At 62.2% G+C, this 17,577-nt stretch carries 13 protein-coding genes, 1 rRNA gene and 1 riboswitch (1 of these 15 cut by a window edge); of the genes, 6 read left to right on the forward strand and 8 right to left on the reverse strand.

From position 1 onward, the window contains the following. Window positions 1-24: 24 nt before the first annotated feature. Complete coding sequence (locus F758_RS0100530; RefSeq protein ID WP_024506010.1) at window positions 25-873, reverse strand: chorismate mutase; 849 nt, start codon at window positions 871-873, stop codon at window positions 25-27. 177 nt (window positions 874-1,050) lie between these two features. After that, window positions 1,051-1,130: riboswitch (SAM riboswitch) on the forward strand. A gap of 88 nt (window positions 1,131-1,218) precedes the next feature. Between F758_RS0100530 and metX the strand changes: the two genes are divergently transcribed. Together metX and metW are read left to right on the forward strand one after the other, a co-directional pair. Beyond that, window positions 1,219-2,430, forward strand: a complete 1,212-nt coding sequence (gene metX / locus F758_RS0100535; protein WP_024506011.1) for a homoserine O-acetyltransferase MetX — start codon at window positions 1,219-1,221, stop codon at window positions 2,428-2,430. Between the two features lie 2 nt (window positions 2,431-2,432). Then, entirely contained in the window at window positions 2,433-3,098 is a 666-nt protein-coding gene (gene metW, locus F758_RS0100540) for a methionine biosynthesis protein MetW (RefSeq protein ID WP_024506012.1), read from the forward strand. A 103-nt stretch (window positions 3,099-3,201) separates the two neighbouring features. On the opposite strand, the gene F758_RS0100545 is transcribed toward metW, so the two are convergent. Then, window positions 3,202-4,068, reverse strand: a complete 867-nt coding sequence (locus F758_RS0100545; RefSeq protein WP_024506013.1) for an alpha/beta fold hydrolase — start codon at window positions 4,066-4,068, stop codon at window positions 3,202-3,204. A 232-nt stretch (window positions 4,069-4,300) separates the two neighbouring features. Here F758_RS0100545 and F758_RS0100550 point away from each other — a divergent pair, with 232 nt between their 5' ends. Next, window positions 4,301-4,933, forward strand: a complete 633-nt coding sequence (locus tag F758_RS0100550) for a TIGR02594 family protein (RefSeq protein ID WP_024506014.1) — start codon at window positions 4,301-4,303, stop codon at window positions 4,931-4,933. Between the two features lie 235 nt (window positions 4,934-5,168). Here F758_RS0100550 and F758_RS0100555 read toward each other — a convergent pair whose 3' ends face one another. The 3 genes from F758_RS0100555 to F758_RS0100565 form a co-directional block, all read right to left on the reverse strand. Then, window positions 5,169-5,372 (reverse strand): hypothetical protein, encoded by a 204-nt coding sequence (locus F758_RS0100555; protein WP_157449805.1) that lies wholly within the window; start codon window positions 5,370-5,372, stop codon window positions 5,169-5,171. Window positions 5,373-5,401: 29 nt separating this feature from the next. After that, window positions 5,402-7,006, reverse strand: coding sequence for a purple acid phosphatase family protein (locus F758_RS0100560; protein ID WP_024506016.1), 1,605 nt, complete (start codon window positions 7,004-7,006; stop codon window positions 5,402-5,404). Window positions 7,007-8,029: 1,023 nt separating this feature from the next. Further along, window positions 8,030-8,815: an MOSC domain-containing protein gene (locus F758_RS0100565; protein WP_024506017.1), complete on the reverse strand. Its 786-nt coding sequence runs from the start codon at window positions 8,813-8,815 to the stop codon at window positions 8,030-8,032. Between the two features lie 239 nt (window positions 8,816-9,054). Between F758_RS0100565 and clpB the strand changes: the two genes are divergently transcribed. Beyond that, a complete protein-coding gene (gene clpB, locus F758_RS0100570) occupies window positions 9,055-11,694 on the forward strand; it encodes an ATP-dependent chaperone ClpB (RefSeq protein ID WP_024506018.1) in 2,640 nt (879 codons plus the stop codon). Window positions 11,695-11,765: 71 nt separating this feature from the next. Here the strand turns inward: clpB and F758_RS0100575 are convergent, their stop codons facing one another. Both F758_RS0100575 and F758_RS0100580 read right to left on the reverse strand, forming a co-directional pair. Then, entirely contained in the window at window positions 11,766-12,032 is a 267-nt protein-coding gene (locus F758_RS0100575; RefSeq protein ID WP_024506019.1) for a hypothetical protein, read from the reverse strand. A gap of 75 nt (window positions 12,033-12,107) precedes the next feature. Then, window positions 12,108-12,470 carry an SPW repeat protein gene (locus tag F758_RS0100580; protein ID WP_051386621.1) on the reverse strand — a complete coding sequence of 121 codons (363 nt, stop codon included), beginning with the start codon at window positions 12,468-12,470 and terminating at the stop codon, window positions 12,108-12,110. A 264-nt stretch (window positions 12,471-12,734) separates the two neighbouring features. Here F758_RS0100580 and F758_RS43080 point away from each other — a divergent pair, with 264 nt between their 5' ends. Next, window positions 12,735-13,169 (forward strand): hypothetical protein, encoded by a 435-nt coding sequence (locus F758_RS43080; RefSeq protein ID WP_035720369.1) that lies wholly within the window; start codon window positions 12,735-12,737, stop codon window positions 13,167-13,169. 24 nt (window positions 13,170-13,193) lie between these two features. On the opposite strand, the gene F758_RS0100590 is transcribed toward F758_RS43080, so the two are convergent. Further along, window positions 13,194-15,263 carry a M23 family metallopeptidase gene (locus F758_RS0100590; RefSeq protein WP_024506022.1) on the reverse strand — a complete coding sequence of 690 codons (2,070 nt, stop codon included), beginning with the start codon at window positions 15,261-15,263 and terminating at the stop codon, window positions 13,194-13,196. Between the two features lie 848 nt (window positions 15,264-16,111). Here F758_RS0100590 and F758_RS0100595 point away from each other — a divergent pair. Then, window positions 16,112-17,577, forward strand: a 16S ribosomal RNA gene (locus F758_RS0100595) (it continues 23 nt past the right edge of the window).

The raw sequence follows: 17,577 nt of genomic DNA on the forward strand, positions 1-17,577 counted from the left end.
TCAACTCCGGAATTGGCGAGGCGGCTATTTGGCCGATCCGCTTGGAGGGACCGTATAGCGCGTTGCGTGGCTGCCGACGAGAGCCGTTGAGCGCACCGAGGCGCCGGCCTCGATGAGCGCCAGCTTGATCTTTTCCAGCCGGTTGGCTCCTGCGATCGAGACCAAGAGCGCCGCACCGTCGAAAGCGGTATCCGGCACGGCGACGATCTCGGCCAGCGGCGACAGCGCGTGTGCGACCTCGGCATTCCAGCCCGAGACCCGCACGCTCCAGGTTTCGACTTCGGTCACCATGGCGCTGTCGGCCACGCGCGAGACCACGAAAACGGGCAGCGCCGCCGGGTGGTCGGCACGCTCGACAAAGGGCAGCCGCGCGATGATCTTCGGGGCACCAACCGCCTCCAGCGTCGTCCACCACGGGATGCGGCTGGAGACGGCGGAGACCAGCGCCAGATCGCCTTTCGACTTCGCGACCGCCTCGACCGCGGCAGCGGCGCTGAAATGCGCGACATAGGGAACGGTGAAGCCGAAATGGAAACGTGCGGAATCCCGCATCGCGGATTCACCGAGCGACACGTCGGCATGCACCGAAAACGGCGCCTGCACATAGGTGAAGGTCGAGATGATCACGCGCCAGATGCTCTCGACGGTGTCGAGCGGCAGGATGCCGCGATGGCGCTGGACCAGGCGGCGCATCATGTCGGCCTCGCGTGCAGGGCGAAAGGCAGAACCGACCTCTTGAGTCTGCTTGACCTGGATCAGGCGGTCGATGATATCGCCGCGCTGCATCAGCAGCCGGTGCATGCCTTCGTCGATGCGATCGATTTCCTCGCGCAGCTCGGCGAGCGAAGGCGGGGCGGGTGGACGCTGGGACATGATTGAATGCCTTGGGAGCCGGATCGGCTGAGTCCGACCGGCACGCTGAGGATTGATTAGGAAAGACAGCCGACGAAAGCAAAGAGAAACGTCAAATCGGCTGGTCCGTGCCCGCAGCGCTCTCCTGCGTTAACCACGCCCTTTGGCTTGACGAGGCGGCGATGGCGGACTACCTTTGTGCAGTTCCGTGGTCATTTGAGCCGGCCGGCTTGCAGCCACGTTAAACAACTCGCTAAACAGGCCGGGGAGAGATGAAATCCCGGCCGAACCTTTGTTCAGGCCGGGTTTTTTGTGGCCTGAATTCAGCGCTGGCTTCTGCGCCATCGCAAACGAGGTCAGTGCAAGATGGCAAGCGTAAAGTCCAGGCCGAGTCCCGCGAAAACTCCGTCGGTCAGCGCGGACGAACGGTCGCATGAGGTGGACCATCCGAGTTCGCCCCTCGCGCGGTTCGGTGCCGATCAGCCGCTCAAGCTCGACTGCGGGCTCGATCTGTCGCCGTTCCAGATCGCCTATCAAACCTATGGCAAGCTCAACGCCGATCGCTCCAACGCCATTCTGGTCTGCCACGCGCTGACCGGCGACCAGCATGTCGCCAATGTGCACCCGGTCACTGGCAAGCCGGGCTGGTGGGAGACGATGGTGGGACCGGGCCGGCCGCTCGACACCAATCACTATTTCATCATCTGCTCCAACGTGATCGGCGGTTGCATGGGGTCGACCGGACCTGCCTCGATCAATTCCTTGACCGGGAAGGTGTGGGGGCTCGATTTTCCGATCATCACCATTCCCGACATGGTGCGGGCGCAGGCGATGCTGCTGGATCGCCTCGGCATCGAGACGCTGTTCTGCGTGGTCGGGGGCTCGATGGGCGGCATGCAAGCGCTGCAATGGACCGCGGCCTATCCCGAGCGCGTGTTCTCCGCGCTTGCGATCGCCTGCTCGACGCGCCATTCCGCGCAGAACATCGCCTTCCACGAGCTCGGCCGACAGGCGGTCATGGCCGATCCGGATTGGCATGGCGGCCGTTATGCCGACCTTGGCAGCCACCCCCATCGCGGCCTCGCCGTCGCGCGCATGGCCGCGCATATCACCTATCTTTCGGACGCTGCGCTGCATCGCAAGTTCGGCCGGCGCATGCAGGACCGCGAGCTCCCGACCTTCTCCTTCGACGCGGATTTCCAGGTCGAAAGCTATCTGCGCTACCAGGGCTCGTCCTTTGTCGAGCGCTTTGATGCCAACAGCTATCTCTATCTGACGCGAGCGATGGATTATTTCGACATCGCGGCCGATCATGATGGCGTGCTGGCGGAAGCCTTTCGCGAAATCAAGACGCGCTTCTGCGTGGTGTCGTTCACCAGCGACTGGCTGTTTCCGACCTCGGAGTCGCGGGCGCTGGTGCATGCGCTCAATGCCTCCAGCGCGCGCGTGTCGTTTGCGGAAATCGAGACCGACCGCGGGCACGACGCCTTCCTGCTCGACGTGCCCGAATTTTTCGACATCTCCCGTGCCTTCCTGCAATCGGCGGGCAAGGCGCGCGGACTCAACAATGGAAGCTGATCATGTCCGTGCAGGAAGCCTTGCCGCTGAATGGCGCGGCAGCAAGCTCGCCCGGTCGGCATCGTGGCGATCACCTTCTGGTGGCTGGGCTGATCGAGCCCGGCTCAAAGGTGCTTGACGTCGGCTGCGGCGATGGCGATCTCTTACAGCTTCTGGAGAGCCGCGGCATTGACGGCCGCGGCATCGAACTGTCGCGTGAGGGTGTCAACCGCTGCGTCGCCAAGGGACTCGCGGTGGTGCAGGGCGACGCCGACACCGACCTCGTCAATTACCCCGATGACGCCTTCGATTATGTGATCCTGTCGCAGACGCTGCAGGCAACACGACAGCCGAAAGCGGTGCTGGAGAACCTGCTCCGGATCGGCCGCCGCGCCATCGTCACGTTTCCAAATTTCGGCTTCTGGAAGATGCGGCTGCAGCTTCTGATCGGCGGGCACATGCCGCGTACCGAAAACCTGCCCGCCACCTGGTATGATACGCCCAACATTCACTTCTGCACCATCAAGGACTTCGTGCAGCTTTGTGACGAGATCGGCGTCAAGATGGAGCGGTCCTGGGCCCTCGACATTTACGGCCGGCCGCTGCGGCTCAAGCTGCCCTGGTGGTTCTGGAACATGTTCGGCGAGCAGGGCGTGTTCCTGCTGAGCCGGGCGGGGAAGTATAGATAAATGCCGTCATTCCGGGGCACGCGAAGCGTGAACCCGGAATCTCGCGCCGCAACCTCCGGATTCCGGGTTCGCGCTTGCGCGCGCCCCGGAATGACATCGTATATCAGTCTGCCACCAACGATCGCGGATCGCGCGGCGGCCAGCGGCCCGCTTCGACAAGCGCGATGAAGCGTTCGACCATTTCGTTGAACAGCGCCGGCTCCTCGAGATTGAGCACATGGCCGGATTTCGGGAAAAACGTCAGTCCGGCCGCGGGCAAATGCTTCTTCAAAAAGAGGCTCGGCTCGACGCAATTGTCGTCCTCATCGCCGCAGATGATGAGCGCCGGCGTCGCCACCTTCTTGATCGCCTCGGTCATCGTGTAGATCGAGGGACGGCCGCCCTGAAAACCGCGCATGGTGTTGGCGGAGCCCTTGGCATCATGACGCGCCAGCGCCGCATAGAAATCCGCGTGTCCGCGCGGATCCTTGACCAGGAAGGGAATCCGCCCCGGCGCCTCGCGCGTCACTTCGGCAACCTTCACCGAGCCGAGTGTCTCGAACTGCTCGGCCGTGGCGCGGCATTGCGCGCGAAAGCTCTCGAGATTTTCGAGGCTCGACCCTGAACCGATGCCGGCGAGCGTCATCGAGAGCGCACGCTGCGGCGAATGAAGCGCGATCTGCAGCGACGAGTAGGAGCCCATGGAAAGCCCCACCAGATGCGCCGCCTCGATTCCGAGATGATCGAGCACGGCAAGTGCGTCGGTATAAAAATGCTTATAGCTGTAGACCTCGGGCGAAGGCGGCACGTCGGAGGGCGTGTAGCCGCGCGCGGAATAGGCAATGCAGCGGTGACCGCGCGAAAAATAGCGCATCTGCGGCTCCCAATTGGTGTGGTCGGCCGCGAACTCATGCAGGAAGAGGATCGGCGTCCCGCTGCCTACCTCTTCGAAATACAGACGGACGTTATCCTTCGTGAGGGCGTGGGGCATGGGCGTTTCCTTGTTGTTTTGGCCGAAGGTAAAAAATCGCAGTTAATGCGGCCGGCAGCAATGCGGCCGCCGCAACGCAGGCATTAAATCATCGCGGAAATTCGCAAAACATGGTTTCTGCATCGCGGCATGCGTCATGTTCTTGCCACATCCGGATTCTCATACGGCCCGCGCGCGTCGGCCCATCGCGGATGGCCGGCACGGAAATGGGGGTGCTAACCAGGGAATGAGTATGGTTGCGTTTTCTGCGTTCGGCCGGTCGCTTGTTGCGCTGGCTTTCTGTTCAGCGGCGGTCGCCGTTTCTTCTCCCGCTTCGGCGAGATCTCATCACGGCTCAAGGCACCATGCGCAGTCGCGCCATGCGAGCCACCACTTCGCCAAGCGGCATGTCCACCACCACCGTACTTACGCTCGTGCTTCGCGCTCGGAGCGCGGTGTCGCGCAAATGGGTTCGGATGGCTTCGATGTGACGCAATCCGGCGCGGCCTCGAGCGGCGTTGCGATGTCGGGCGGGTTCAGCGGTTCGAGCCTGATTGCTGAGGCGCGTCGCTATCTCGGCGGCAATCCCACGGGGCGCGGCAGCCTGTGGTGCGCGCGCTTCCTGAACATGGTGCTGGAGCGGACCGGCCATCGCGGCACCGGCTCCGATCTTGCGGCCTCGTTCGCCCATTACGGCCAGCGGGTGTCCGGTCCCGAAGTCGGCGCGATTGCAGTGATGAGCCGGCGCGGCGGCGGCCATGTCGGCATCATCACCGGCATCGACGCCCGGGGCAATCCGATCATGATTTCCGGCAACAACGGCCACCGTGTGCGCGAGGCGGCGGTCTCGCGCGGCCGCATCTACGCCTATGTGATGCCGAATTGATCTGACATCGCTGGAGCGCGATGAGATCAGGTTGGATCGTCGTCGCGCTTCTCGAATCGAGGGGGACGGCCCGCCCGGCCTCCGCAGTCATTGCGAGCCAACGGGTCCGCGCTAAGCGCGGCCCGATGACAGGCTCCGCGAAGCAATCCAGACTCTCTCCGCAGATGCAGTCTGGATTGCTTCGTCGCTTCGCTCCTTGCAATGACGGACCTCTGCAACTTGATCGGCGGATGCTCTAGCGCATTCGAATTGTAGGGTGGGCAAAGGCGCTGTGCGCCGTGCCCACCACATCTGCCGAAACGCGGATGGTGGGCGCGCTTGCGCTTTGCCCGCCATCCGGATCGTCAAAGCCCAAACGTGAAATCGCCTTGAGCATGATCCGGAAAAGCGTGTAGCGGTTTTCCAAAAGAATCATGCTTAAACAAAGGGATGAGATCATGATCCGATTCTGTCTAATCGGATCATGGTCTAGTCGCGGCGGGGGCGGCGCAGCGTGAAGGTGTCGAAGGGGGCCAACTGGCCATCCGGCCCGACCACATCGTAATAGGTCACCCTGATCGAGGTGGTGCCGCCGCGAGCCGAACCTGGATCGAGCGCGAATGCCGCAAAGCCGTAGGCATGCGCTGCATTTCGTACTGCCGACCAAGGCGCCTGTTCCTTGACATAGACAGGCGGACGCTTGCCCGTCTTCGGGTCGGGCTCGCCAACAGCGGTGATCACCCGGCACGCCGGCGGGTTGAAGAACAACTGGTTCGACGGGGCGGACGTTCCGCCGCCACCGATGACCATGTGGACCGTTCCTTCCGTCGTGTCGATCACGTCCGTTGTGGTCGCAGCGGGCACAGGCGTCAACGTCGCGTTCGACTCCTGCCCGCGGATCGGGTGCGAGCGCTCATAGTGGTGCTCATGTCCGCACACCACGAGATCAACGCCATACTTGTCGAACAGCGGCACCCATTCCTCGCGGATCCCGAGGTCTGCGCCGTTGAACATGTCAGCCGTCGAGATCGCGACCTGATGCATGCACACGACGACCCAGTCGATATCGTGATCGCTGCGCGCCGCGGCCAGTTCCTTTTCCAGCCAGGCCTTTTGAGCCCCTTGCGAATAGCCGCGGACGTAGGAGTTGCCGCCGTCCTGATAACAGATGTCGTCGTTGGCGATGCTGATCACGCGCATGGAGCCGGCCGTGAAGGCGTACCAGAGCCCGCGGGTGACCTCCGTCTGGCCTTCGGCTTCCGGCAGCGAGAAATAGGTCTGGTAGGCCTGATATCCGATCGGTCCATTGCCGAGTTCGTTTTCGTGATTGCCGGGTGAGGGCATCCACGGACGCTTGCGGGCGCTGCGGCTGTTGTTGTCCCAGAAATCCCACCAGGTCCGCACCCGGTCCTCGGCGAGATTGGCGTAGCAGAGGTCGCCGTTGAATAGGTGAAACAGTGGTTTCAACCGCTCAATGCCGAGCGTGGTATCGCCGGCCGCCGGTGAGCCGAGATTGTCGTTCACATAGGTGGGATTGCGCATAGTCACACCTTCAGGCGGCACGAACTTCTTGCCGAGCGTCGGCGTGCCCTGATCGCCGAAGCTCGTGAATGTGAATGGTGCGCGGCCGCGCGGTGCGGTGCGGAAGGTCGCGAATTCCGGTTCGGCGCCGTCATGCATGGCGCCGTAGAGATAGGCAAAGTCGGCCTGCAGACCACCGAGCCTCGCATGATAGGCGTAGACGCGCTTGTTCGACTTCGCATCCAGGTAGCTCGTTTCCTTGGCTTGCACCGTTTGCTCAAGCTTGCCGTCGAGATGCCCGAGCACAACGCGGGGATTTTGCACGGGCTGCAGCGTGTGCCAGGACACCACCATTTCCGACGACGCATCCGCGCCGAACTGCAGGTGCAGCCCGGCGACCGGAGGTATCGTCACCGGATCGGCCGATGCCTCGGGCGAGACGGTGGCGGCCTCGGCGTCGCCGCTTCCTACGAGCGACGCTGCCAGATAAGCCGCACCACCGATGCCTGCTGCAGCGAGCAGTTTGCGGCGGCTGAGATCGAGGTCGATTGTGTCGGTGTCGTGCGTGGTCATTTGAATCGATTTGCTCTCAGCTGTTGGCCGGAAGAGCCTATCGCAGCTTGACGACAGTTCGGCGAACCGGCCTCAAGGGCTGATCCAGTGGTTGTGCGTCCGCCGTTGCTCCCGCCAGAGCACGGGACCGCGCGGCCAGACTGCAGGACCGCCGCGGCCGCGCCCCGACGAGGCCGCGCTATGGCTCATCAATCGTGAGTAGGCGATTCGCGCGACGGGGCAAGATCGGTCGAAATTTTTCTGCCTTGCGTGGTCTCGGGGCTGTCAGTGAGCCTCAAAAACCACGTGCGCGAAAAATCGAATTTCGCGTTTCCGCTCAAGCTGATTTGGACTGTCCAGTCCGCCACGCAAAAATATCCTTCTTTCGCTTTTTCAGAAATCGTGCATGCTTGCATCGTCCGGGCCCGGGAAAGAGGGGCGTCTCGCGAACGTCACGAAACGTTGGGCTCTCAGGATGCGGTGGACGCGAGGGCGTCGTGCGCGCGCGTGGTCGCAGGGCGGCTTTGTCGTGAGCGACCGAACGGCGCGCGGGACGAGCGGCGCTCAAAGCGTCTCCATCAGAAATTCGGCGGGCCATGCGAGAGATTCCGCCGCGCGCGTGGAGGGGTTCGCGGACGGTGAAGTCGTGTGGTCCTGGCGCGCCCATGCAGGCGTCAAGTCTTGCGAGCTTTGCGTTGAGCCCAACCGGGCAGAGATGCGCAGATAATCGCAAGGCGACGGTGGCAAGAAGCTGGTTCACCGGGGAGAGCACGAAGTAAGCCGTAAACCACCGCGCAGGGAAGGCCGGTTGCTACCGCCTGTACCTGTGGTCAACGCGCCTCGCGCAAATTTTCTTGCGCGAGGGCCCCGGGTGCATGCGGCCACCCGGCCTTCCCTGTGCCCTCTGTCTTTTCAAGAGGGACAAGGTGAAAGCAGAACCCGGGCGGGATACGCCGCGGGAATGCGAAGGTGTGTCTTTTGAACGAATGCGCCGACAGTTTGATCCTGATTTCCGCTATGTCCGCCAAGGCGAGAGCGCTTCTCTCAAACCAGCCTCGGTTCGTCCAACTCGATGCGGTCACCCACCCCTATCGTGCCTCCCGAGATCACCTCGGCATAGATGCCGCATTCATTGTGGCCGAGCTCTCGCATGAGCGTGGCGGGGATCTCCAAGTCGCGCGCGCCCGTCTCCGGATCGACATTGGTCGCGGCGCAGCGGGTGATGCACTTGACGACCTTGAGCCGCGCCTCGCCGATTGCGAGCGTTTGGCCGACGAGACCGAGTTCGTGCCAGGCAGGCCAGCCGCGCAAGTAAAGGTTGGCGCGGAAGCGCAAGGGATTAACCTTGGCGCCGACCATGGTCTCGATGGCCGCGATGCTGCCGAGATTGATGATCGAGACAACCTTCTTGGCGACGTCGGAAAAGCTGTGTCCGCCGCCCGACAGCAGCTTCGGCGGCCCCTTCAATTCGGGCTGAAAGTCTTGCGCGAAATAGCTCTCGATGATCTCGCGGCCCTGCGCGGTCTCAAGGTCGCCGCGCGCGACCACGTCGCCGCCTTTGCGAATGGTGAGAAGGTTCGTTGCATCGTCAAACTGGCTGCGCAGCGTGGCCAGCCGCTCGTCGCGCATCAGCATCAAATACTGGGTCTTGGGCCGCCAGGCCGGTGCGGCGGGGTCAAAGCCCGAAGGCCCATTCTCGATGGCATAGCGGCGGTCCGCCGGAAGGGTCTGGCCCACAGCCAGGCTTACCTTCTCCAAAGCCTCAGGCGTGAGGCCCTTCACCGGGTAGCGGTAGAGACCGCTGATTGCGGCGGGGGGTGTATCAGGCATTCGATTCCCTTCGGATTCCTGGTCGATTTCTGCCCCGAGGCTAAAGCTGCGCACGAATTTGTGAAGCCGCCTCTTCCGTTCGGGATAGGCCCTTCCCACATTTGCCGCAAGCTGGCGGAAACGTCGGCGATACCTCCGCTCGGCCCGTTGAGGAAGGTCAACACCAGCAGCGGAAAACCCAATGAAGATGCCAAGTCCGTGCTTTCGAGGCGGGGGTGGCAGGCTTGAGGGAATGACTGATGAATATCGAAAAATATACCGAGCGCGCACGGGGCTTCATCCAGTCCGCGCAGTCGCTGGCCATGCGCGATGGCCACCAGCAGTTTTCGCCGTTGCACCTGTTGAAAGTACTGCTGGACGATTCCGAGGGCCTCGCGGGCGGGCTGATCGACCGCGCCGGCGGCAATTCGCGCGCCATCCTCAAGGCGACCGAGGACGCGCTCAACAAGCTGCCAAAGGTTTCCGGAAGCGGCGCCGGCCAGATCTATCTGTCACCGGACTTGGCGCGGGCTTTCGATGCCGCCGAGAAGGCGGCCGAGAAGGCCGGCGACAGTTTTGTCACGGTGGAACGGTTGTTGCTGGGGCTGGCGCTGGAGAAGAACAGCGAGGCCGGCAGCATCCTGGCCAAGGGCGGCGTGACGCCGCAAAGCCTCAACGCGGCGATCGAGTCCCTGCGCAAGGGCCGCACCGCCGATTCCGCCACGGCCGAAAATGCCTACGACGCGCTGAAGAAATATGCGCGCGACCTGACGCAGGCGGCGCGTGACGGCAAGCTCGATCCGGTGATCGGGCGCGACGAGGAAATCCGCCGCACGATTCAGGTTCTGTCCCGCCGCACCAAGAACAATCCGGTGCTGATCGGCGAACCGGGCGTCGGCAAGACCGCCATTGTCGAGGGTCTGGCGCTTCGCATCGTCAATGGCGACGTGCCGGATAGCCTGAAGGACAAGCGGCTGCTTGCGCTCGACCTCGGCGCGATGATTGCCGGCGCGAAATACCGCGGCGAATTCGAGGAGCGGCTAAAGGCCGTGCTGCAGGAAGTCACTTCCTCCGAGGGCACCTACATCCTGTTTATCGACGAGATGCACACGCTGATCGGTGCCGGCAAGGCGGACGGCGCGATGGACGCGTCCAACCTGCTGAAGCCAGCGCTGGCGCGCGGCGAGCTGCACTGCATTGGCGCCACCACGCTCGACGAATACCAGAAGCACGTCGAGAAGGATGCGGCGCTGGCGCGGCGCTTCCAGCCGATCTATGTCAACGAGCCGACGGTCGAGGACACGGTGTCCATCCTGCGCGGCCTGAAGGACAAATACGAACAGCACCACGGCGTGCGGATCGCCGATTCCGCGCTCGTGGCCGCCGCCACGCTGTCCAACCGCTATATCACCAACCGTTTCCTGCCCGACAAGGCGATCGACCTGGTCGATGAGGCCGCGGCGCGGCTGAAGATGCAGGTCGATTCCAAACCGGAAGAGCTGGATTCGCTGGATCGCGAGATCATCCGCTTGAAGATCGAGCAGGAGGCGCTGAAGAAGGAAACAGACCCCGGCTCCAAGACCCGGCTGCAGGCGCTTGAGAAGGAACTCGCCGATCTCGAGGAGAAGTCGGCCGCGCTGACCCAGCGCTGGAGCGCGGAGAAGAACAAGCTGTCGAACGCGCAGAAGCTGAAAAGCGAGCTGGATGCGTTGCGGGTTGAACTCGCCAACGCCCAGCGGCGCGGCGAATTCCAGCGCGCCGGCGAACTCGCCTATGGCAAAATTCCGGAGATCGAGAAGAAGCTCGCCGAGATCGAGGCCAAGGAGAACAGCGGCGAGATGATGGAGGAGGCCGTCACCGCCAACCACGTCGCACAGGTGGTGTCGCGCTGGACCGGCGTGCCCGTCGACAAGATGCTGGAGGGCGAGAAGGACAAGCTCCTGAAGATGGAGGATGTGTTGAGTCAGCGCGTCGTCGGCCAGGCCGAGGCCGTGCATGCCGTCGCCACCGCCGTGCGGCGCTCGCGTGCAGGTCTGCAGGATCCGAACCGGCCCATGGGCTCGTTCATGTTCTTGGGCCCCACCGGCGTCGGCAAGACCGAGTTGACCAAGGCGCTAGCCGAGTTCCTCTTCAACGACGAGACCGCGATGGTCCGCCTCGACATGTCCGAATACATGGAGAAGCACTCGGTGGCCCGGCTGATCGGGGCGCCTCCCGGCTATGTCGGCTATGAGGAGGGCGGCTCGCTGACCGAAGCGGTGCGCCGGCGACCCTATCAGGTCGTGCTGTTCGACGAGATCGAAAAGGCGCATCCTGATGTCTTCAACGTGCTGCTGCAGGTGCTCGACGATGGCCGCCTGACCGACGGTCAGGGCCGCACCGTGGATTTCCGCAACACGCTGATCATCATGACCTCGAATCTCGGCTCCGAGTTCCTGGTCAATCAGCCTGAGGGCGAGGATACCTCGCTGGTGCGGGAGCAGGTGATGGGCATGGTGCGTGCGCATTTCCGTCCCGAGTTCCTCAATCGCATCGATGAGATCATTCTGTTCCATCGCCTGCAGAGGAGCGAGATGGGCCGCATCGTCGAGATCCAGTTCGCGCGGCTGCAAAAGCTCCTGGAGGAGCGCAAGATCATCCTCACGCTGGACCCCGACGCGCGCGACTGGCTCGCGACCAAGGGCTGGGACCCGGCCTACGGCGCGCGCCCGCTCAAGCGCGTGATCCAGCGCTACGTGCAGGATCCGCTCGCGGAAATGATCCTCGCTGGTGAGATCAAGGACGGCGATAAGGTTGTGATTTCGGCCGAGGGCAATGTGCTGACCTTCAACGGCAAGGCGCCGCGAACGGCAGAGATTGCCCAATTCGAGGCGCCGCCGCCAAAGCGCAAGCTGAACTAAGCGGAATGGCAGATCGGGGCGCGGCTTTAGAGCCGCGCCCTTTCATCTGTCTTGCGATCAGTGTCCTGCGATCAGCCCTCATTGGCGGTTGGCACGCCGCTAGACTCGTCACCGTCGTCTTCGGCCGCCTGAAGCTCCGACAGGATATCGACGAGTTCGCCAACGCGGCCGCTTGGGAGTGGCCTGCCGGTATTGATCAACGGCTCGTCATTGGCGATCCAGGCCTGAGCCTCTGCCAGCTCGTCGACAGTCGCGCCGGTTCCGATGATTTGTGAAATCACGACATCATCGGCGCCCCCGACCGCCTTGATCGCATCTTCGCGCGTGATACGTCGCATGGCATCTCCCCCTTCTGTCAGCGCGATCCCGTCCGCCGCTGGCGGACGGGACTACGCAGGTCAGCGGATTCGGCCTTAGCGGTTCGCAGTGAGCCGGGGCGGGTTCTGGGACATGATCCAAAGCTCGACCGCGGCGAGGATCGCCACCAAGGCTCCCACGATCACATGGACCGTCATCGGTGTGGTCGATGCATGGAACCCGAGCACCCAGGGTGAAATCAGGGTCCACAGACCGACGATCAGGTTGAGCCATTCTTCCCAGACCGCGAAGGCGGACAGTGCCGCAATCGCCAGCACCACGATCGCGATACCGGCAATGGTGGCATTCTGGGACATGTTCCCGGCTTCAAAGGCGAAGATCCAGGGTGAGAAGAACAGGAACGCGCCGAGGATCAGGTTCGCAACGTCGCAAATCTTTGCGTTTGACCAGCTCTCCATGGCAGCCTCCATCGAAACTCGAAGGTCTTTCTCCGAAGGGTTTCAACCTGCGGACTACCGGGCAGTTCCGATGTGGGCCGGCAAATTTTAATGAAACCGGCTCAGAAGCACCCGGGTTTTGCCTATGTCCGCCGTCGGAGGCTGCACCAGATATCGCAGCGACGCGGAACCTCTTCCAAAATCCGGCCAAGACAAACCGGTCCGAGGTGGTCGCCCTCCATCGTTGCCCTGCAGCAGGACGCGCACCAAGCGGAAGGATGGGCCATGACTGGGGATCTCGACGAGAACCTTGTCGATCACAACAAGCCGGTGTTCGATTATCTCCACCCGAGGATCTATGTGGTTGCGATCGGGCTTGTCGTGTGGTTCGCGCTGGCGGCCTGGATCTTCTTCGACCACCAGTTCGGCAAACCGGACGACATGTCGCTGCCGCTCGCGATGGTGAGCGTCCTGCTCCTGTTCGCCGTCCTCTTGCCCTGGGAGCTGTCCCTGGTTGGGAAACGGCACCCGAAGCCGCATGACCGACATCCCCAGGACACGACGTTCCGTGATTGGAGACTCGGCGATTTCGCCGTCTGGGGGAGCCAGCTTCACAGCATGCATGCAGCCATCGACATGCTGCTGCCGCTGGCGGCCGTCGCATTCGGCCTCACCGCGATCGGTATCTTCTTCCTGATATGCGCAAGCCTTGCGAGCTAGACTAGCTCAAGATCAGACCGCTGCTCAGCGGTTCGTCACCTGTGGCGGCCCGCTCGTGGCATCCGAGATGCGCGACACCGCGCCGCCGCGTCCGCTCATCATGCTGTCCAGCCGGTCGCGCTCTTTCTCGAAACCGGCCATCATCGCGCCTTCCAGAGCGCGGCCGCGCGGCAGCTTCACACGCATCGGATCGACGAAACGGCCGTTGACCAGGATCTCGTAGTGGACATGGGCGCCGGTCGACATGCCGGTTGACCCGACGAAGCCGATCACCTGGCCCTGGCGTACGCGTTTGCCGACTTCCATCCCCTTGGCGAAAGCCGACATGTGGCCGTAGGCGGTCTCGTAGCCGTTGTTATGCTTGAGGCGGATGTACTTGCCGTAGCCGCCTTCCCAGCCGATCTTCTCGACGACGCCGTTGCCGGCCGCAAAGATCGGGGTGCCGTAGGCCGTGGCCCAGTCCACGCCGGTGTGCATCTTGACGTAGCCGAGGATCGGATGGCGGCGGCCGCCGAAGCCGGAGCGCATGATCGCGTCGTTCACGGGCTTGCGCACCAGGAATTTCTTCGCGCTCTTGCCGGTCTCGTCATAGTAGTCGACGACGCCGTCGTCGGGGGTCTGGAAGCGATAGTATTTCTTGGTTTCGCCGCCCACGGTCAGCGAGGCGAACAGCACCTCGTTCTTCTCGTTGCTCGCGCCTTCGTCTTCGCCGGCGTAGAACACGTCGAAGGAATCGCCGGGCTGCACCCTCCGCTGGAAGTCGACGTCGTAGGAATAGATTCGGATCATGTCGTCGATGACCGGCATCGGCACCTTGTTGCGCAGCGCGGTCTCGTAAATGCTCTGGTAGAGCCGCACGCCGCTGCCGTCGTCATCGTCATCGTCGTTGCTGCCGGAACTGTCCGCTGTGTCGGTGACGGTGTTCATGCTCTGCACGTCGACCGCGACATACTTGCCGAGATCCGATAGCGCAACGTCCGCTTCGATCATCGTATCGTTGGCGATGATCACGCGATAGGGCTGCAGCCGCGCGCCGGGAGCGGCGCTTGCGGGGCCCATCAGGATGCGCAGTTTTTCGCCTTCCTTGATGCCGCCGTCGCGGCCGCGGGCGCCGAGCAAGGCGGTGATCGCCTTGATGTCGTCCGGATTGGCGCCCTGATCGCGCAGGATGGAGCCGACGCTGTCGCCCTTCTTGACCAGGTGGACACGCTCGCCGGTCGGATTGCCGCCGGTCACCTGGTCCTTGGTCTTCGGCAGCAGCGTTACATTTTCCGGCACCACCCGGGTCTCGAAACCCGCATAGGGATCGGGCGCCGGCCCCTCGCTGGCGTAGGCCATCTTGATGTCGGATTGGGTGGCGCCTGTTGCATCAGCGGTCGCATTGGCAAGCGCATAGCGCACGCCGGCGGCGCCATTGCCGTGCCAGTTGGCGGCATCGCGCACCCGCATCAGGATCTCGTCCAGCGGCACGCCTGCGGCGATCTTGGCTTTCGGCAGCACCGTGCCGAGGTCCTTGGTGACGAACGAGACCTCGGCGTCGGGTTCGGCTGCGTCCGCATTGTTGGCATTGTCAGAGGCGGTCTGCCCGTCGCTACCGACGTCGGCGAGCATGCGCTGGGCATTGAAGGGCGGGATTTTGGCGCTGAGATCGCTGGTCGTCATCGACAGATTGCCGGAAACCCGCACGAATGGCCGTACCCGGATCACTTCGCGATTGCCGACCTTCGTGACCATCGAGACCCGCAGGAGGCTTCGCGCGGCGGTGGCTTCGCCAGGCGGGGGCAAGCGGTCGGCCTTGTGCAGGCTCACTGTGCGATCGTTGGCGCCGAACGCGCCGCGCAGCGCACTTTCGACCCGTTCCGGCACCCGGGCAAAGGTCGTTTCGCCGTCGAGGGACGCAAAAACGGCGCCGCCGATGAGGGCCGCGCCGCAAAGACCGGTCAGAATCGTACCGCTGAACCATTGTACGGAAACACGACGACGATCGATGACGGCGGCTTCCGACCCGTCAACAGAAAGCGGCGGCTCATGACCGAGGTCGATGACCCCGATATCGCGCCCATACCCGCCCCCGCGTGACGTTCGTTGGTTCAACCCAGCGTCCCCCAAACTCCACCGATCGCATGCTGGGAGATCTCTGTCCGGCCGGGATCTCGATTTGCTCCCCGCAAGAGCAATTCGGCAACCGGCGTGCTGCAAGTGTTGTCCGGAAATCAATGGCCCGCAGCTTGATCTTTGGGCCGGCCGGATTCGCGGACAACGATGCTGCTTAGATCTCTCGATGTTTCTCGGTCATCAGGATCGGGAACCGGCGACGGGTCATGGCGATCGCCCATTCCCAAGAAGAAACCGCCGGCAGCCCCCACTGGCATCCGACGATTCAGTGCTTAACTATACGCCAGATCGTCGCAGGATTGTGGCTCAAGTACGGCGCAAGCCCCGCAAAAATCAGGGCTTCTTTGCGTCGCAAAATAAGTTCGCACGATGCGACGATTTGTTGACATTACCCGTTGACAACCCCGATCGGGCGGGGTTATAGACCGCCCCACTGAGCGCGGCGCTGTTTTGGCCCTCGGCCAAGACCGGTTCTCGCGCCTCTTGAAACTCCTCATTTCGATGAGTGAATCAACAGCCGATAAGTTAGTCGGTTGCGATTTGGCGTCGAACGAGGGTTTCGAAAACTCCCCTTAGGGTGGGAGAGGGATCTTCGGGTCCCGGGCTGTTTGACAAGTAAAGATGAAGAAAGAGAAACGTGGACGGCGGAGTCCTTGCGGGTCTCGAAGATAAGGGAGCTTCGGCTTTCCTTGTTCGAGATCGGACGAAAGACTTCGGCGGTCGACGTTTCGAAAGGTAACACCATGGTCTTTTGCGCTGTGAAGCGCAGATGATCGAAGGTGGGACCTCGTCAAACGTTGTGATCAGCCGGTTCAAAGTTTCAAGTCCAACTTGAGAGTTTGATCCTGGCTCAGAGCGAACGCTGGCGGCAGGCTTAACACATGCAAGTCGAGCGGGCGTAGCAATACGTCAGCGGCAGACGGGTGAGTAACGCGTGGGAACGTACCTTTTGGTTCGGAACAACCCAGGGAAACTTGGGCTAATACCGGATAAGCCCTTACGGGGAAAGATTTATCGCCGAAAGATCGGCCCGCGTCTGATTAGCTAGTTGGTGAGGTAATGGCTCACCAAGGCGACGATCAGTAGCTGGTCTGAGAGGATGATCAGCCACATTGGGACTGAGACACGGCCCAAACTCCTACGGGAGGCAGCAGTGGGGAATATTGGACAATGGGCGCAAGCCTGATCCAGCCATGCCGCGTGAGTGATGAAGGCCCTAGGGTTGTAAAGCTCTTTTGTGCGGGAAGATAATGACGGTACCGCAAGAATAAGCCCCGGCTAACTTCGTGCCAGCAGCCGCGGTAATACGAAGGGGGCTAGCGTTGCTCGGAATCACTGGGCGTAAAGGGTGCGTAGGCGGGTCTTTAAGTCAGGGGTGAAATCCTGGAGCTCAACTCCAGAACTGCCTTTGATACTGAAGATCTTGAGTTCGGGAGAGGTGAGTGGAACTGCGAGTGTAGAGGTGAAATTCGTAGATATTCGCAAGAACACCAGTGGCGAAGGCGGCTCACTGGCCCGATACTGACGCTGAGGCACGAAAGCGTGGGGAGCAAACAGGATTAGATACCCTGGTAGTCCACGCCGTAAACGATGAATGCCAGCCGTTAGTGGGTTTACTCACTAGTGGCGCAGCTAACGCTTTAAGCATTCCGCCTGGGGAGTACGGTCGCAAGATTAAAACTCAAAGGAATTGACGGGGGCCCGCACAAGCGGTGGAGCATGTGGTTTAATTCGACGCAACGCGCAGAACCTTACCAGCCCTTGACATCCCGGTCGCGGACTCCAGAGACGGAGTTCTTCAGTTCGGCTGGACCGGAGACAGGTGCTGCATGGCTGTCGTCAGCTCGTGTCGTGAGATGTTGGGTTAAGTCCCGCAACGAGCGCAACCCCCGTCCTTAGTTGCTACCATTTAGTTGAGCACTCTAAGGAGACTGCCGGTGATAAGCCGCGAGGAAGGTGGGGATGACGTCAAGTCCTCATGGCCCTTACGGGCTGGGCTACACACGTGCTACAATGGCGGTGACAGTGGGATGCGAAGGCGCAAGCCCTAGCAAATCTCAAAAAGCCGTCTCAGTTCGGATTGGGCTCTGCAACTCGAGCCCATGAAGTTGGAATCGCTAGTAATCGTGGATCAGCACGCCACGGTGAATACGTTCCCGGGCCTTGTACACACCGCCCGTCACACCATGGGAGTTGGCTTTACCTGAAGACGGTGCGCTAACCGCAAGGAGGCAGCCGGCCACGGTAGGGTCAGCGACTGGGGTGAAGTCGTAACAAGGTAGCCGTAGGGGAA

The organism is Bradyrhizobium sp. ARR65 (assembly GCF_000472385.1).
Taxonomy (GTDB): Bacteria; Pseudomonadota; Alphaproteobacteria; order Rhizobiales; family Xanthobacteraceae; genus Bradyrhizobium.

Coding starts and splice junctions, on each gene's coding strand:
- F758_RS43080 (WP_035720369.1), top strand. CDS start 12,735: ATGACTGGGGATCTCGACGAGAACCTTGTCGATCACAACAAGCCGGTG.
- metW (WP_024506012.1), top strand. CDS start 2,433: ATGTCCGTGCAGGAAGCCTTGCCGCTGAATGGCGCGGCAGCAAGCTCG.
- F758_RS0100555 (WP_157449805.1), bottom strand. CDS start 5,372: ATGATCTCATCCCTTTGTTTAAGCATGATTCTTTTGGAAAACCGCTAC.
- F758_RS0100580 (WP_051386621.1), bottom strand. CDS start 12,470: ATGGAGAGCTGGTCAAACGCAAAGATTTGCGACGTTGCGAACCTGATC.
- F758_RS0100545 (WP_024506013.1), bottom strand. CDS start 4,068: ATGCCCCACGCCCTCACGAAGGATAACGTCCGTCTGTATTTCGAAGAG.
- metX (WP_024506011.1), top strand. CDS start 1,219: ATGGCAAGCGTAAAGTCCAGGCCGAGTCCCGCGAAAACTCCGTCGGTC.
- F758_RS0100560 (WP_024506016.1), bottom strand. CDS start 7,006: ATGACCACGCACGACACCGACACAATCGACCTCGATCTCAGCCGCCGC.
- F758_RS0100575 (WP_024506019.1), bottom strand. CDS start 12,032: ATGCGACGTATCACGCGCGAAGATGCGATCAAGGCGGTCGGGGGCGCC.
- F758_RS0100550 (WP_024506014.1), top strand. CDS start 4,301: ATGGTTGCGTTTTCTGCGTTCGGCCGGTCGCTTGTTGCGCTGGCTTTC.
- F758_RS0100565 (WP_024506017.1), bottom strand. CDS start 8,815: ATGCCTGATACACCCCCCGCCGCAATCAGCGGTCTCTACCGCTACCCG.
- F758_RS0100530 (WP_024506010.1), bottom strand. CDS start 873: ATGTCCCAGCGTCCACCCGCCCCGCCTTCGCTCGCCGAGCTGCGCGAG.
- clpB (WP_024506018.1), top strand. CDS start 9,055: ATGAATATCGAAAAATATACCGAGCGCGCACGGGGCTTCATCCAGTCC.